The organism is Hungatella sp. (assembly GCF_046966825.1).
Genome location: NZ_JBKVCZ010000140.1, coordinates 1 through 16504 on the forward strand (window position 1 = coordinate 1; position 16504 = coordinate 16504).

Annotated in this window: 13 protein-coding genes and 1 pseudogene; 4 read left to right on the top strand and 10 right to left on the bottom strand. The window is 49.8% G+C overall.

The features are described from left to right. On the top strand, window positions 1-620 hold a 620-nt coding region (locus tag ACLTD4_RS27850; protein ID WP_412331739.1), incomplete at its 5' end, for a helix-turn-helix transcriptional regulator. Between the two features lie 113 nt (window positions 621-733). After that, a complete protein-coding gene (locus ACLTD4_RS27855) occupies window positions 734-1618 on the top strand; it encodes a prenyltransferase (RefSeq protein ID WP_117620761.1) in 885 nt (294 codons plus the stop codon). Here ACLTD4_RS27855 and ACLTD4_RS27860 read toward each other — a convergent pair. The 5 genes from ACLTD4_RS27860 to ACLTD4_RS27880 all read right to left on the bottom strand — a co-directional run bounded on the left by ACLTD4_RS27860 (window position 1552) and on the right by ACLTD4_RS27880 (window position 7443). Further along, window positions 1552-2985 carry a sulfatase gene (locus ACLTD4_RS27860; protein ID WP_055652706.1) on the bottom strand — a complete coding sequence of 478 codons (1434 nt, stop codon included), beginning with the start codon at window positions 2983-2985 and terminating at the stop codon, window positions 1552-1554. The genes ACLTD4_RS27855 and ACLTD4_RS27860 overlap by 67 nt on opposite strands. Before the next feature lie 16 nt (window positions 2986-3001). After that, window positions 3002-4180 (bottom strand): glycoside hydrolase family 88 protein, encoded by a 1179-nt coding sequence (locus ACLTD4_RS27865; RefSeq protein WP_055652705.1) that lies wholly within the window; start codon window positions 4178-4180, stop codon window positions 3002-3004. Between the two features lie 31 nt (window positions 4181-4211). Continuing rightward, the gene (locus tag ACLTD4_RS27870; protein ID WP_002604184.1) at window positions 4212-5039 is read right to left on the bottom strand and encodes a carbohydrate ABC transporter permease; all 828 of its coding nucleotides are present in this window, start codon (window positions 5037-5039) and stop codon (window positions 4212-4214) included. 14 nt (window positions 5040-5053) lie between these two features. Then, on the bottom strand, window positions 5054-5974 hold the full coding sequence (locus tag ACLTD4_RS27875; RefSeq protein WP_117620762.1) for a carbohydrate ABC transporter permease: 921 nt from the start codon (window positions 5972-5974) through the stop codon (window positions 5054-5056). A 101-nt stretch (window positions 5975-6075) separates the two neighbouring features. Beyond that, window positions 6076-7443, bottom strand: a complete 1368-nt coding sequence (locus ACLTD4_RS27880) for an ABC transporter substrate-binding protein (RefSeq protein WP_055652703.1) — start codon at window positions 7441-7443, stop codon at window positions 6076-6078. Between the two features lie 256 nt (window positions 7444-7699). Between ACLTD4_RS27880 and ACLTD4_RS27885 the strand changes: the two genes are divergently transcribed. Further along, the gene (locus tag ACLTD4_RS27885; protein ID WP_055652702.1) at window positions 7700-9505 is read left to right on the top strand and encodes a sensor histidine kinase; all 1806 of its coding nucleotides are present in this window, start codon (window positions 7700-7702) and stop codon (window positions 9503-9505) included. A gap of 28 nt (window positions 9506-9533) precedes the next feature. Then, window positions 9534-11138: a response regulator transcription factor gene (locus ACLTD4_RS27890; protein ID WP_055652701.1), complete on the top strand. Its 1605-nt coding sequence runs from the start codon at window positions 9534-9536 to the stop codon at window positions 11136-11138. 177 nt (window positions 11139-11315) lie between these two features. Here the strand turns inward: ACLTD4_RS27890 and ACLTD4_RS27895 are convergent, their stop codons facing one another. The 5 genes and pseudogenes from ACLTD4_RS27895 to ACLTD4_RS27915 form a co-directional block, all read right to left on the bottom strand. Next, window positions 11316-12308 (bottom strand): virulence RhuM family protein, encoded by a 993-nt coding sequence (locus ACLTD4_RS27895; protein ID WP_055652700.1) that lies wholly within the window; start codon window positions 12306-12308, stop codon window positions 11316-11318. 127 nt (window positions 12309-12435) lie between these two features. Further along, a complete protein-coding gene (locus ACLTD4_RS27900; RefSeq protein WP_117620763.1) occupies window positions 12436-14454 on the bottom strand; it encodes a M56 family metallopeptidase in 2019 nt (672 codons plus the stop codon). After that, window positions 14454-14840, bottom strand: coding sequence for a BlaI/MecI/CopY family transcriptional regulator (locus ACLTD4_RS27905; RefSeq protein WP_055652698.1), 387 nt, complete (start codon window positions 14838-14840; stop codon window positions 14454-14456). Before ACLTD4_RS27905 ends, ACLTD4_RS27900 begins: the two co-directional genes overlap by 1 nt. A 175-nt stretch (window positions 14841-15015) precedes the next feature. Continuing rightward, entirely contained in the window at window positions 15016-15873 is an 858-nt protein-coding gene (locus tag ACLTD4_RS27910) for a nitroreductase family protein (protein ID WP_117620764.1), read from the bottom strand. Window positions 15874-15935: 62 nt separating this feature from the next. Beyond that, window positions 15936-16504, bottom strand: a pseudogene (locus ACLTD4_RS27915) (hypothetical protein); the annotation flags it as partial.

The window sequence follows — 16504 nt, forward strand, 5'->3', positions numbered from 1 at the left end:
TGAAGACGCTGCTGGCGAAGCTCCGCTTCAGCGACGGCAATCGGCTGCTGCTGGAAAATGACATCATTCTGGATTTCACTTCCTGGAATCAGAACAGCTCGTTCCTATCAAGGATCGGGATGCTGCGGAAAGCGATCGCCGGGCATTTTATCGTGGAAATGGGTTACTGCAGCCCCAGCGGCACGGTGACGAGACGCGTCGAGCCGTATAAGCTGATTTTCAAACAGGAGACGTGGTACCTGCTGGCCTTCTGTCTGCTGAGACAGGAATTCCGCATGTTCCGCCTGAGCCGGATTACGGATTTAGAGGTCAGTGATTCCGTCTTTGATGAACGGAGCGATTATGAGATTCCTTCGATGGAAAGCCATTTTGTCAACGACGGAGGCCAGGCGGTCACCGTGAAAATGGACCGTTCTCTTGAATTTCTGGCGATTGATTTCTTTGGCCGCGAAAATCTGGTTTACCGGGAGAACGATATTGTTGTTACATTTCTCACCGGGAGGCCGGAATGGGTTCTGAGCACTTTTTCCGGATTTGGAAACAAAGCCGAGATTCTGGCGCCGGACAGTCTCCGGCAGGAAATAAAACAGTATCTGGAGCAGATGGCAGCATTATATTAGACGGATAACGTGAAATATGACAGGACGCTGTCATATTTAAACGGTTATACTCGTATCAGAAATATCTGAATGTTCTCAGACATTTACAGAATGAAATCGATTGGAGGTACCGTATGGCAGTTGATAAAAAATACGAGGCGGACGTGGCCGTGATCCTCTCCCACCGCTACGACCAGGGAGGCACGCTGTGGGACACACCGGATCACCGCCTGCAGAAAGGGGCGCCGTTTTCCACTCTAGACTGTGTGAGCTATCTCCTGGAACTGGGGATGGACCCGGAAGAACCCATATTAAAGGAGGCCGCAGATCTGATACTCAGCGCATGGCAGGAGGATGGCCGTATCAGGCTTTACCCGAAGGGAAGTATTTATCCCTGCCATACGGCCTGTGCGGCGCAGGTGCTCTGCCATCTGGGATATGCGAATGACGGGCGGCTGCAGACCACATTCCGTTATTTTCTGGATACCCAGTATCCCGACGGCGGCTGGCGATGCAGGAAATTTTCCTTCGGACACGGTCCTGAGACGGAATACTCCAACCCGCATCCGACACTTCTGGCGCTCGATGCCTTCCGCTTCAGCGATTATTTAAACCGGGAACCTGCGCTGGACCGAGCGGTGGAGTTTTTACTGGAGCATTGGACGATTAAGAAGCCCATCGGCCCGTGCCATTATGGAATCGGAACGCTGTTCATGCAGGTGGAGTATCCGTTTCGGAACTATAATCTTTTTGAATACGTCTATATCCTCTCCTTCTATGACCGCGCCAGAAAGGATCCCCGTTTCCTGGAGGCATTTCACGAGCTGGAGGCGAGAACGGTAAACGGACAGATCGTGGTGGAACGGGTCGTGCCGAAGCTGGCTAAGCTCACCTTCTGTAAAAAGGGGGAGCCAAGCGAACTGGGGACAAAGCGCTTTATGGAAATACAAGATCATTGGAGAAAGGAGCCGTCTCCCAATCTGTCCCAAAGAAACGGGTCCTCTGTCAACTCCAGATAATGCTTCAGCCGTTCCCGAAATGCCAGGATCCGCGCATCCGTACACTCCTTTTCCACTTCCAGGGGATTCATTTCATACGGGTCAAGCTCTCTGTCATAGAGAAGCTCTCTCTGCGGCTCATCGGGAGTGTAGCCATTGGTGATAACGTAGGTATACCGTTTGTTCCTGATCCCCCGCCATCCATAGGCTTTGTGCGTCAGACCGCGCTTTGAAAATGCGGCAACCATGTCCGCGCCTCCGGGATAGGAACAGATCAGCATATCTTCCGGCTCGCCGGATACTGCACTGCCGTCCTCTGCCGGAGTCGTGGTCAAGCTTCCTGCGTGGCTGTAACCCTCGCACGTCTCCGGCACCTCCAGATCCAGAAGCTCCAGAAGCGTCGGCATGTGGTCGGGACTTGCGAAGATCGCCTCATTCTTTCCGGGCTCCAGTCTTCCCTTCTGCCGGAAAATGAGCGGAATGTGAAGCGCCTCATCGTACCAGATGTTCTTGCTCATAAGTCCGTGAGATCCCAGCATCTCCCCGTGATCGGCGGACAGCACCACCAGCGTGTTTTCCTCCATGCCGTTTTCCTTAAGCCAGGTCAGGATTCTGCCAAACTGTTCGTCGATTCCATGAACAGCGGCTAAATACTGGCGTGTCTGCGTCTCTAAGAGACCGCCCTCTTCCCGCATGGATTCCGGCACATTGGGACGGTAGTGGACCTTTAAATCCTTAAACTTTTCATAATAGCGCTCCGGCACCAGCTCATAAGGCAGGTGCGGCGGATTATAGGATACAAACAGTGCGAACGGTTCGTCTTCGTCCTTCTTCTGATCCATATATTCGATGGCTTTGTCGGTCTCATATTCCGCAGACCATTTGCCGGGCCTGATCTGAGTCTCGTCATTCAGCCAGTAGTGGGGATCGAGGTGATCGTCGCATGCCCCGTAGGACAGGAAATAATCGAAGCCCTGTCTTCTCTCTCCCGGCGGCGTATAGGCGTCCCACTCTCTGGCGCCGGACTTTGGATGCGGACTAAAATTGAGCTCCGACGCATCCAGATGCCATTTGCCGATATAACCTGTCGCGAAGCCCGCGTCTTTTAAAACATTGGCGATACAGGTTTCCTGGGGCTTCAGCATGATCTTCTCTTCCAGGCCGATCTTGCAGTTGGTCCACATTCCCACGCGGAACGGGTATTTACCCGTCATGAGTGAAGCCCGGTGCGGGGAACATAAGGGAAAGGTGCTGTACGCATTGGTACAGCAGACACTCTCCTCTGAAAAATGGTCAATATTCGGCGTTACTGCCTGATCGCTTCCGAGAGCGCCTATGGCTTCAGCGCGCCACTGGTCCGCGAAGACATACAAAAGATTGGTTTTCATCGATGTCTCATCTCCTTTACCAGTATAACTTCCAATCCTTCGAAAGCCGGGTCAGGGCTTCCATATAGAAATAATCTCCCCATGTATTGCATTCATCCACACCGCGGTTCGTGCAGGTGTTCTCCCTGGAATCCCGTGCATACGTACCGTGGAGCAGCAGTCCGTTGGATTTCGTGATGTCCGTGTTGGCGCAGTGATCCACGAGGGCCCTAAGCATACGGTCCGCGGCCGTTAAATAGCGGTCGGCCTTCTCCTGATCCAGATACTTTGCCATCTCCAGGATTCCGCAGACAGCGATGGCCGACGCGGATGAATCCCTCGGTTCTGTGCTTCCCGTGTCGAAATCAAAATCCCAGTAGGGAACGAGATCTTCCGGCAGATGTTCGATGAAGTAGTCCGTAACACGGCAGAATAAATCAATGTATTCCGGGTTCTTTAAATAGCGGTAACTGAGCGCGATCCCGTAGACGCCCCATGCCTGGCCTCTCGCCCATGCGGAACCGTTTCGGTTGCCCTGATGGGTTACGCCGTAAGTGGGCTCTCCCGTCTCCACATCGAAGAAATGGGTATGGTAGGTGGAATTGTCGGGTCTCAGGATGCATTTCATGGCGGTTTTGATGTGATGCTCCGCCTTCTGTGCATAGGACTCATCTCCGGTCACCTCCGTCGCCCAGTAAAGGATGGGAAGGTTTAACAGACAGTCGATGATCAGCCTGTACTCCTTAGGCTCTCCCGGATTTCCCCAGGCCTGAAGGAAGTTTCCTTTCTCCCTGTAGCGCTCAGCCAGATGATCGGCCGCCAGAAGCGCCGCCTTTTTTGCGTGCTCATTGCCGGTCAGCTTGTAAGCCGCCACACAGGACAGGCTGTATAAGAAGCCCATGTCGTGGTGGTTTACGTCTATTTTCTTCTCGATCCGCTCTAAAAAGCTTTCTACCTGAATGTCGGCGGCCTTTTTAAATGCCTCGTCCCCGGTATGCTCATAGGCCAGCCAGATCGAGCCGGTCCAGAATCCGGTGGTCCATTCCACATTTTCCGTCGGCTCATAGAAGCCGCCGAAGCTGTTGGAGGACTGAAATTTCTCTGTAAATACCGGAAGGTTTTCCCGGATAACAGCTACGGCGCCGTTAAGCGCCGTAGTTGTCATCCCCTCTTCCATGCCCGGATAATTCCGGATTGTGTTAAGGGTCTGTGCCATAATCAATTCTCCTTATTCTTTTCCTTTCATTTTACCCCTTAATTCCGCTGGCTGCAACGCCTTCCACGAAGAACTTCTGACAGCTTAAGAATACGATGACAACCGGGATCAGGGAACAGACGGAAGCCGCCATGATCCATGCGTAGTCGGCGCCATACTGGGAAATAAACATACGGATACCTAACTGAATCGTCTTTAATTCTTTTGTCTTTAAGTAAATGAGGGGTCCCATGAAGTCGTTCCACACATTGGTGAAGGTGAAGATCGTCAAGGTCGCCATCGCCGGTTTTCCCAGCGGAAGAACGATTCTCGAGAAGATGCCGAATTCATTTAAACCATCGATTCTGGCGGCCTCGCAGAGCTCATCCGGGATACTGATATAGAACTGACGGATTAAGAATACGCCGAATGCGGAGAATGCCTGCATCAGGATCAGTCCGATATGAGTATCATTTAAGCCCATCTTGGAGATCAGAATGAACTGAGGAATCATGTATACCTGCCACGGAACTGCAATAGTGGTAACATACATCAGGAAAATCAAGTCTCTTCCTTTGAATTTCGTCTTTGTGAAGCCGTAAGCCGCAAGACAGCTGGTGAACAGCTGGATTACGGTGGTACAGATTGTCAGCTTCGCAGTATTTAAGAAGAAGGTCGTAAGCGGAAGCTTTTTCCAGATAATCTGGTAATTGTTCCAGTGTATGGAATCCGGCCACCATTTCATGGGAATGGAGAATACGTCCTTGTTAAGCTTTAAGGAGGAAATCACCATCCAGTAGAAAGGAACCAGCATGAATAAGGACAGTAAAACTAATAAAATATAGATCAAACCTTTGTATGATTTCTGTTTTGTCTGCATACCGTTTCCCTCCTTTACATTAAGTCCTGAGACCATTTTTTCTCACCGGCGAACTGTACGAGCGTGATGACAAGTACAACGGCGAAGAGAATGATCGCGCCTGCGCTTGCCGGCCCCAGCTGCCAGCTGGTAAATGCTTTTTCATAGATGTAGTTGACCAGGGTCTTGGTCGCATTGCCAGGGCCGCCGCCGGTCATAACGTATACTAAGTCGAATACCTTGAAGCACTGGATCGTCAGCATGATCAGGACGAAGAAGGTGGTAGGTGTCAGCATCGGAATCGTAATGTAGCGAAGCTTCTGCCAGCCGTTGGCCCCATCGATGCTGGCCGCTTCGTAGAGGGAGCTTGAGATTCCCTGAAGGGCTGCTAAGTAAACGATCATGTAATACCCCATGTATTTCCAGATGCTGACGATGGAAATGGCCACCATAGCCCAATTCACATCGACCACCCAGCGGGGCGGATTGGCAATTCCTATGAATTTCAGGAATTCATTGACCGGTCCGAAATCCGGCTGAAACAGCATGTTCCAGACAGCTCCCACCGCCACGATGGAGGCGATATATGGGAAATAGATTGCCGTACGGAAAATGGCGATTCCTTTCAGCTTATTGTTTAAAAGAACGGCCAAAAGCAGAGAAAGCACCAGGGTCGGAAGGACCGTCATGAGTGCGTACTCGATGGTGTTCCAGAAGGACTTCATGAATATTTCGTCTTTAAAAATCTGTACGAAATTGGCAAGTCCAACAAACTCCATGGGAGCCTGGGAGGCATCCCATTTCATAACACTTAATACAAAAGAAAAACATACGGGAATGAAGATGAAAATCGCGTAACCGATCAGATTCGGCAGTATGAACGCGTAACCGACCATATTGTCGCGGATTACTCGTTTCTGACGCGAGGAAAAACCTTTCTTTTTTTTCTCTTCCATTTATTATACCTCCTGGCTTCTGCACTTTTTCCCATAAGAAAGAGCGCTCACTATAATAAGTTTACAGAGGCGCTCTTTCTGTCATGGGAACCTGTTAATAATTAGTTCCAGCCCTTTATTTCTGCTACACGTTTGTTCAGTTCTGCAATACCATCATCGATGGAGTAAGCCTTGATCATGATCATCTCATGTACTTCGTCTAATGGCTTACGGATCTCTTCGATCTGCGGATCAAGAGGACGGTCAAATGCGTAATGTGTATAGGTTAAAGCTTCCTTGTTGCTGTCGCCTTCCGGGAAATACTCTGCGGATGCGATGGTGTTGATGGATTCGTCTGTCTGGATGCCTGTGAATACGCCCTGCTCAGCAAGAATGTTGGCTGCTTCTTCAGAGGATGCAAACTTTACGAAATCCCATGCTAAATCTTTCTGATCTGTGTAAGCGCTGATTCCGATTGGTGTTAAAGCACCTACGGTGTAGCCGGATTCTGTATCTTCCGGATGAGGAATTCTTGCTACGCCCCAGTTGAAGTCTGTCTCGCCTTCTGCCTGAGCCTGCATCATGGTTGCGATGAACCAGCTGCCCATCGGCATCATGGCACACTGCTGATTTTTAAATACAGATGAATAATGAATGTTGGCTGTCTTTAATGTGGAGTAGTCCTGCATATAACCATTTTCCTGTAATGCAAGTGCTTCCTCATAATATGGCTTTAAGAAGGAGTAATCTTTCTCAACAACGGTGTGCTTTCCGTCCTGTACAGCCCAGTTGGTAACGAGCGCCTGCCATGTATGGTCATGTGTTCCGTATACCTTTGCGCTTCCCTCGCCGGAGGTCATCTTTGCTGCCAGTTCGTCGTACTCTTTCCATGTCATGTCGTTGGAAGGATATTCTACACCGGCTGCATCGAATAAATCTTTGTTATAATATAATACGTACCAGTCTGAACGGTATGGAAGTCCGTATGTAGTGTCGTTGTACATTAACTGCTCTGCCGCACCGCTGTATACGGATAAGTCCAGATTGTCCGCCTTGATCATCTCATCTAACGGAAGCAGCTGGCCCTTGTCTGCCATCTGAAGCATGGAGCCCATGTCCTTTACCCAGATAACGTCCGGATCGGCCTGAGCAGCGGATAAGCTGATTCCCAGGGAGTTGTTGTACTCGTCTGCGGAAGTGTCGATTACCTTGATCTCTACGTTTGGATTCTTTGCTTCATATGCTTTTACTACTGCGGAGAACTGCGGGGTTGTATCGTAATCCCATGTGGTTACAGAAAGAACCTGCTTCTCACCGCTTGCGGCCGCTGTAGTCTCTTCCTTGCTCTCAGCTCCTGCCGCTGTTGTGCCCTCTTCCTTCGCTGTCGTCTCAGGTGCCTTTGTTGCTGTGTCCTTGCTTCCGCATGCTGCGAGTGATGTGCATACCATACCGGCTGCAAGTGTCAATGCTGCAACTCTCTTTAACTTCATGTTAAAACCTCCCTATTCTTGAATCACAATTGTTTGTGTTCCTTTGATGACATAAGAATACCAGATTTTTCCCTTCCGTTAAATTAACGATTTTTATAATTCTGTTACTATTTTTCTGATTTGGGAAAATGAAAAAGAGAAAAAATATAATATTTACAGATTCTTGTATTTTTTTCATATCAGGCCTTTCTGGCAATTGAAATCCTGCTGTTTTATTAGTATGATATCCATAAGAATGTGGAGAAAGGGATGGAATATGAATAAAGAAGAGAGACAGAAAAACGGGAAAATGCCGAAGACATTTCAGAAAAAACTGATCTTATATAATATGCTGGTCATCATCTGTATCGCGAGTGCGGTAAGCTTCTATAACTATCGCTCCTATTGCCAGGATGTCATCATCAGCGAGACTAATAACTCTGCAAACCGTGTCCGCACCCTGTCTGAACGACTGCAGGTTGCATACGATGAGATGGTGAATATCGTATTAAACTGCGCGGAGCGCAAGTCGCTGTTCTTCGCCACCACGCTGGACAGCCCGAACAAGCCTTATAATACGTCCATGGCCGTCTACGCCTCCGATGTGCTCCGGGATTTCTGTGCCATCTCCGGTTACAGCAGGTACATCAATAAAATCGTTCTCTACCATAACGGTCTCGTCCTTCAGGCCGGGAATTCCTTCGGCGCATCCATGGATGTGGAAAACATTATGAAAGCCCCATGGTTTTCCTCCCTTTTATACAGAGAGAACGCTCAATATACCCTCTCGCTGGAGGACAATCCGTTCAAGTCGGGCAAAGGCCGGCCCACGGTACCGAAGCTTCTTCCGCTTCTCCGGCCCCTCCAGTACAGCGCACGCAACAAGCCGGAGGAATCCTGGGTCTTTTTAGGGATCACGCCCACCCTGTTCTCCGACACGTTAAAAAGTCTGCCTTCGGATGTCCTCGTATACGCGGTCACCGAGGGCGGGGATATCATCGCCTCCACCGACAGAGAACAGGAATTTGATACTTCCCCTATTATTACCAGTCTCCTGGCGACCAAAGAGCAGGAAGGCAATTACCAGATGAAGCTCCATCACGAAAACTGTGTGATCACCTATACGAAGCAGCCGGTCAGCGGCCTGCTTTTCTTTGAAATCCGGCCGGAGAGCCGGATGCAGCTGGATCACGGCGTCATCAGGAGAACCGTTCTGATCATATTTTTCTTCTGCATTGCCATCGGGCTCACTCTCTCACTTCTGATCTCCCGCCAGTTAGGCGCGCCCATCAGCCGTCTGACGAAGCGCCTGGAGCTGATATCAAAGGGAGATTTCGAACCGGATCACTCCATTGAGACGGACGATGAGATCGGTATGATCGGGCGGCAGATCAATCAGATGTCGGGACGCATCTCCAACCTTTTAGAGACCAGGGTGGAAAGTGAAAAAGAAAAAAAGGATCTGGAAATCAAGATGCTGCAGGCGCAGATCAATCCCCATTTCCTCTATAATACACTGGATTCCATCAAATGGATCGCCACCATGCAGAAAAACAGCGGAATCGTGTCCGTAGTCACGGCCCTCTCCTCGCTGTTAAAAAACATGGCGAAGGGCTTCAACGAGAAGGTCACGCTTCGCCAGGAGTTGGATTTTCTTCAGAATTATGTTATTATTGAAAAGATTCGGTATATTGAACTGTTTGATATCGATATTATTGTCGATCAGGAGGAGCTCTACGACGCAAGGATCATCAAGCTGACGCTGCAGCCCATCGTGGAAAATGCCATCTTCAGCGGCATTGAGCCCAGCGGACGCACTGGTCTCATCACGATCCGCGTCTGGGTCAAGGCCGGAGTCCTGCACATATCTGTCACGGACAACGGCATCGGCATTTCTCCGGAAAACATTGAAAAACTGCTGACCGATACATCCAGAATCACCCGCAGCAACATGAGCGGTATCGGTCTTCCCAATGTAGACCGCAGGTTTAAACTGGTCTATGGCGAGGATTACGGCCTTACGATTGAAAGTGTAGTTGATCAGTATACCACTATTACCATAACGCTGCCGCTGGAATTTTAGAGGCTGGCCGCAGGGAGGAAAGTAAAATATGTACAGAGTTATTATCGTGGACGATGAACCGCTTATCCTGGCTGGTATTGCATCTCTTATCACCTGGGAGGAGTATGACTGTACCATCATCGGCAAGGCCACCAACGGCCCGTCTGCTTTCGATATGATCATGGAACTGAAGCCGGATATTGTCATCACCGACATACGGATGCCGGTGTTAAACGGACTGGAGCTGGTGGAGAAATGCAAGGACGAAGGCTGTACCTTCGCCTTCATCGTGCTGACGAATTTAGAGGAGTTTCATCTCGTTCGGAAGGCGCTCTCCCTGGGCGCCTCCGACTATCTCGTCAAGCTGGATTTGAATGAGGAAGCGCTCGCCGCCTCCCTGGCGCGGGCCAAAGACGCCTGCGAACTGCTTGTAAGCCAGAAGCAGCACCAGCTGCTGAATGATCTGATAAAGGACAATCATGAGAATTTGTCAAAGAACTATTTAAGCCAGCTTCTGCTGTCCGGGAACGCCCCGGAAGTGCCGGATAAGGTGAAGGAGGAGTACCCGGAACCATTTCTTCTTCTCTTCTCCGTAAGTCCCATCAATATTGCTTTTGAGACAGATGACGATCCTTACGATTTCCATCAGATCAGCAAACAGCTGATGGATATTCTGGGCGGAATCGCCACCAGAACCTTCCTGCGCCACACGCTTCTGGAGTTCCGGACGGATACGTACTTACTGGCCGCTTCCTTAAAGGACGGCGATGTGTTTGAGACGGTTGTATCGGAGTTCTGTCAGAAGATGGCGGTGGCTCTAAAGACGTATTTCGAGTTCAGCGCCGTATTCGGTGTGAGTACAAGGAAAACGGAGATCCCGCTTCTCACAGACGCGCTGGCAGAGGCGCAGACCGCGCTGGAGGTCTACTATTTCGAGTCCAGCTCTCCGGTGGTCTTCTACCAGGGACAGAGGTATCATATGAGCCGGGCAAAGGATTTCAATATCAATATTTTCAAAAAAGATTTATCCGCCGCGATCGCGCAGAATGACAGTGATAAGCTGGCGGCCGTCTTTGAACAGATCATCACCCTGTTTAAGGAAAACCAGCCGGGCAAGGAGCAGGCGGCCAGCGCATGCATCAATCTCTATACGTATCTGTATTCCTATTTCGAGAGCGCGGACAACAGCTACGGCGATATCTTCCCTTACGCCATCAATGTGGCGGGGCGGCTCTATCAGTTTAACAGCCTGGCCGATATACTGACATGGCTTCAAAGCTTTTGCAGCAAGCTCTGCCGCCTGTTGAATGACCGCAAATCCACCCGTTCCGACAAGCTGGTGGAGCAGGCCAGGGCCTATGTGGACGAGCATTATATGGAAAAGCTGACCCTGGCCGATATCGCGGACAGTCTGAATATCAGCGCCGGCCATTTGAGCAATACCTTTAAAAAACTGACCGGCAGCACCCTGTCCGATTATATCGCCACGGTGAAAATCGAACATGCCAAGGAACTGATCGATACCCACCAGTATCTGATGTACGAGATTTCAGATATGCTGGGGTTCGACAACCCCTATTATTTCAGCAAGGTCTTTAAGAAGGTGACGGGAATCTCGCCAAGAGAACATGAAAACAGGACGCCTGCCTCGTGAAAACAGGCTCGTAAAACCTGTCACATATAACATGTCTCATAAAACGGCGGGGGCGTCTCCGGTACCATACGTTTGCAGTATGGACTGGAGACGCCCCCGCTTTTTCCGGGATTTTGCAGTTAGTATTGGATGAACTCCGCTCCTGCCAAGTTAGGAATAAAAAATAATTCGGTTTTATCAATTCGACTGTTCTTTATCCATGATCTGCTTGACGACTCTGTCAAAATCACTTTCCATCTGACGCATTTCTCTCGCCCTGTAGATTTCAAATTCCTTTTCCGCTTTTTCTATTGCCTGTCTATGTGATACTTTTCCTTTTCCGGCTAAAAGTTTTCTTTGCAGAGAAATAATCTGATTATCAAGTGCGGCAATCCAGTCCTTCATCTGCATCGGCCTCTGTTCCAACGCTTGAAATTCAGCAAAATCAAGGAACTGTGATACCAGAAGATTTAATCTTTGCAGTTCAATCTCCGATAGATAATTCTTTGCTATTTTCACATCATCTTTCGTAATATAATTACCTTTAAAATTCGTCATCCCTACCAGAGGCTTTTCATTATCCACTCTATCATATATTACCTCTGCAGCAGTATGTTCGTGTACTGCATAGTGCAGCTTGTTCTGCACTGTAGCAAAAAATTGTTTCGTCAAATCTGAACGAGGATCATAATCTGTAGCAGTTGCATAAATATCTGTCACCTGTTGATAAAAATTGCGTTCAGAAGAGCGAATATCTCTAATTCTCTGTAAAAGTTCCCTGAAATAACGAGATCCACCTTGCTTCAGTCTCTCATCATCCAGAGCAAAGCCTTTTTGAATATATTCGTGAAGCCTTATTGTCGCCCAACGCCTAAATCGTGTGGCTACCTGTGACTGAATGCGGTATCCAACCGCAATTACCATATCCAAATTATAGTGGTCTATATTTCTTTTGACCTGTCTGCTTCCCTCATTTCGAACTAACAAGAATTTCTTGTTAGTTGCCTCCCTGTCCAATTCTTTGTCTTGATAAATTCCTTCTATGTGCTGGCTGATATTCTGCTGTGTTGTATCATATATATCAGCCAGTTGATTTTGCGTGAGCCACAAATCCTCGTCTGTAAATCGAACGGATATTTTTGTAATTTCATTTTCATCCTGATAGATTAAAATAGTATTATCTCCTGACATACTCCACCTCATTTTGTAATCAAATACAAATTATAGTTTATTCATAATATTTTCGATAGCTTCTGTACAATTTTCCAGATACTCTTGTTTCACTTGCCCCCTTCGCCCGAAAACATTCCGTTGAAGACTAGAAATCCAGGTCGTCGTCAGCGCCTGGGATCAGGAACAGGAAACTCTTCTTTCCTTCCTTGTAGGCCCGTTTGGCCAATTCCTCACACTGATAGGAGTTTAAGGCTTTAGCGGCGATCGCGAAAACCTGCTCCCGTCCGTCTTCGTAGGCCCGGTATGCGTATTTTATCTGGTCTTCCTCAGGGAGATCTGAAAACAGGATGGAAAAGAAAGCGATTTTTTCATCTTGATACGCCTGCTCTCCTGTCTCTTTTAAGAGATCCCCGTCTGTTTCATCCATGAGAATACTGAAAAATGGGACCTGGTCATCCTGATAGGCTTTTTTCAGATACCGATGCCTCTCCTCTGTCGTCAGAAGCTCATCTGACAGGCTGAAGCAGGGGATATTCTTCTCCTGATAAGCCCGGTCGATCATCGTGTTCTGCGTCTTCTTCGATGCTTTTTCCAGCACAGCAGAATAGTAGTCTAACTTATTTCCTTCATAAAATTTAACGGCCAGCTCATCGTATGTCTCCCGATAGGGACCGTCCACTCCCACCACGACCGGATTCGTCATGATGAAGTTTGTGACCCACTGATTGGTGGAATTCTCTTCTGTCTTGCGTTCCTCCAGAATGGCCAGACGAATGGCTTCCAGAACCTCCGGATCATCCGCATACTGTTTCATCTCCTCGATAAAGGACACCGTATATACGTCTCCGGCCGTGACCTGGCGGGTCGTCTGATACAGGGAGGAATCATTGTTCCACGCCAGACGGATTCCGTACTTGTTTACGAAGAAACCTGTGACTTTAAAGCTGTGCCGCCATTTTTTGCTTTCGGGATTCGCAGAATCGTTGAGCCAGGCATCCTTCCTCTCTGAACTTTTTTGTACCTGCAGGCCCGTCTCCTGCGCTCCTGCTGAAAAACCGCCGAGGGCCAGAAGGGAACCGGTTAAAAGTGCGGTTATCATGAGTGATGCCATCTTTTGAACTCTTGTGGTCTTTCTTGTCTTCATAACAGCCTCCAGTCTTTCTTTAAGCATATGGGTATTTTCACAGAGCGGCATGGAAACCGCGTGTCCGGCTGTTCCGTTTGTTCCCTTCAGGGAGAAAAGGAGCGTATCGCCGTAGGCCATCCGCTGTTCCGCGGACAGGCCGGAAATCGCTTTCTCGTCGCAGGAAAGCTCACACGCGTGATCGCATTCCCGGCGCATAAAATAGACGAGCGGGTTAAACCAGTGGATGGAGACAGCAAGCTGGATCATCCATTTATAGAGAATATCCTTCCGCTTGTAGTGAATCAGCTCGTGGCGGAAGATATCGTATAGCTCAGACGGCATAAGGTCGATTTCCGGAAGCAGAATACAGGGCTTTAAAATCCCCGCCAGCATGGGAGAAAACGTTTCTTTGCAGTAATACACCGGGATCCTGCGCCGGATCTTCAGTTCCAGCGCCACACTGCGGCAGATTCCGGCGGCCGCGGTGTCTTCTGCGGACACCGTGACCGACCGGAGAAGCTTTAAACATCTGCGGTAAGCGAAGATCTGGCGGCAGAAAATCAGCAGCGCGGGGATAAACCAGATAACCCACAGGAAGGAAAACGCCTGTGAGCCGACGGCGGCCATTGCAACAGGATTACTGAAAGGCTTCTGCGGCCCGGAATCGCCTGCCGTGAACGGTTCTTCCGGGTCAGACATTTCGGCTTTGGGCTGTGTGTATCCATCATCCATCGGGAAAACGGGAACCGTAGAAACCGGAACTGGAGAAACCGGAACCGGAGAATACTGATCTTCGGAAGCCATGGCGGCAGAGACGCCTGCGGCCAGACGCTCCGTGCCCCAATCGGCGGCGCGGCCGATCATGCCGGGAGACGGGGACAGTGGAATCAGCAGTCTCACCACGGCCAACAGCCAGATATAGTACTGCCATGACTTACTGAACCGGCGTTTCCACAGCGGCCGGCACAGGAACAGGACGGCGATAATGACAGAGGCCGATAAAGAAACGGATAAGTAGAGGTAAAAAAGCTTCTGCATCACGACTCCTCCTTACACTTCTCCCAAAACCGCTGCAGCTCATCCGCCGCTTCGGAGTCCAGTTGCTCCTGACCAAACAGGGAGGTGAGCAGATGCTTGACACTGCCGTCGAAATATTCCCGTACAAACGTATGGGCCTGCCCTGACAGATACTCTTCTCTCGTCACCGCGGCCGTATATTCGCTCATTCTGCCGCGGCGGGTGGAAATGATGAATCCCTTTTCCATCAGACGGGTGATAAAGGTGCGAATCGTGGTCCGCTTCCAGCCCCGCCCGTTCTCTTCTGCTTTTTCTAACAGCTCGGCGATATAGATGGATCCGCCGCTATTCCAGATAATTTCCATAATTTCTTTTTCCGCATCAGACATTCCCTGTATCTCTTCCATAATCGCACCTCTTTTTATTACATCATGTAGTCATATGTTGATATTACATCATGTAGTCATTAATGTCAACACCATTGTGGAAAATAATGGCCGGATGCACAAAGGGCCGGGGCGCACAAAAGTCGTCCCGGCCTGCTGATATCACTGATATGGTTCAGAGAAAATATGGTTTCTGTTACAGGCTGCAGTATCCGACGATCTCACAGTCTGCCGGCAGTTCATACCCGTTCAGACTGCCAATGGTCCACTCTGTCGGGAATGGACGGCGCTCGTCGAGAACCGCCGCAAAATTCAGCATGACAGCCCCGCAGTTTAGTCTGGCGTCGAGTTCTCCGGTCATGGAGTCCATCATCTTCACCAGGATAGCTTTTCCGTCTGCCAGAAGGAGGCGGAAGGACTGGCGGTTTAAAAAGGTAGGCGCGTAGCTTGCCGCATATAAGGCCTCTCTGAGGCCGTCATCGATATACATCTCATCTAAATCGGCTTCTTTTCCCCACGCATCGCCGTATACCATCTCCGTAAGGGAAATCTTCGGAGCAAGATGGCCCTCTCTCGTGATGACATCCACATCGGAAATACTTCTGATATGCAGTCTCGTTAAGCTTCGCTCTTTTTTTCCATAGCCAAAGGCTGTGACGGCGGCTACCTTTTTGCCATCCCCAATCTTTAACGCCGCCCGGAGCGCCGGATCGTCGTCAACCGTCAGCCAGCAGCTGTCGAGTCCCAGGTCGGTCATGTGAAGTATCATATCTTCATTCATATAGCCGGCGTTTTCAAGATATCCCGGCTTCACTTCCGACAGGAGAAGCAGGTAGGCCGGCGCCTCGAACGTAAGGCCTTCGTATCCGGCATTCCCCTGAAGCTGGCCGCATTCTGATCCATCGAGTATAACAATGTCTGTTTTGATATCTGGTACAAGACGCCTGCATTCTGCAAAACACTTTGTGAGTGCTGCTTTCACTTCCCCGGATACTGGTTTGTCCGTAAATTCTCTGATTGATTTTCTGGCTTCCGCCGCTTTTCTGTAATCCATATTGCCCTCCTTGTTTTGTCATTCTTTTTTTATTATATCACTGCCCTTCCTGGCGGGCAAGACTAATGCCTGCGCTTCTTCCCGGAAGATCCCTTACGTTTGGCAAGCAGGGCTTCGAATTCTTCCGCCGAACAGCCGGATTCCTGCATCCACTGCTCTCGGCGGTGCTTTCTCACGGCCGCGGCTCTCGCCTCCCTGATTTTCTGCCTCTTTAAGAAGAAGAGAATCCCACATGCGACGGCGGCCAGTGCGGCGGAAGCTCCGGCAGCCAGGAGCCAGCCGCGGGAAAAATTCATCCGGAAGCGCCCGCCGGGGGCGGCCTGGTCTGACAGGCCTTCAGGAACGGCGGATCTGGTGAGACGGCTCCTGACCGCGGGATTGGGGGTGATCCAGGCGTGGCCGACCGTCCGCTCTCCGTATAAGTAATTGACCGTGACCACGGTTCCGGACGGAGTCAGAGACGTCTCGTCATAGCTCACCATGGGAACGACGGCAGACAGATCCGCCTCCTTCGGCAGCACGATCCGGCTGTTCTGGTTCAGCAGAAGAAGCGACTGATCCGTATTGGAATCCGAGTAGGTCAGATGATTCTCCGGTACGAGACTGCCTTCATAGTCGGTAAGCTTCATGG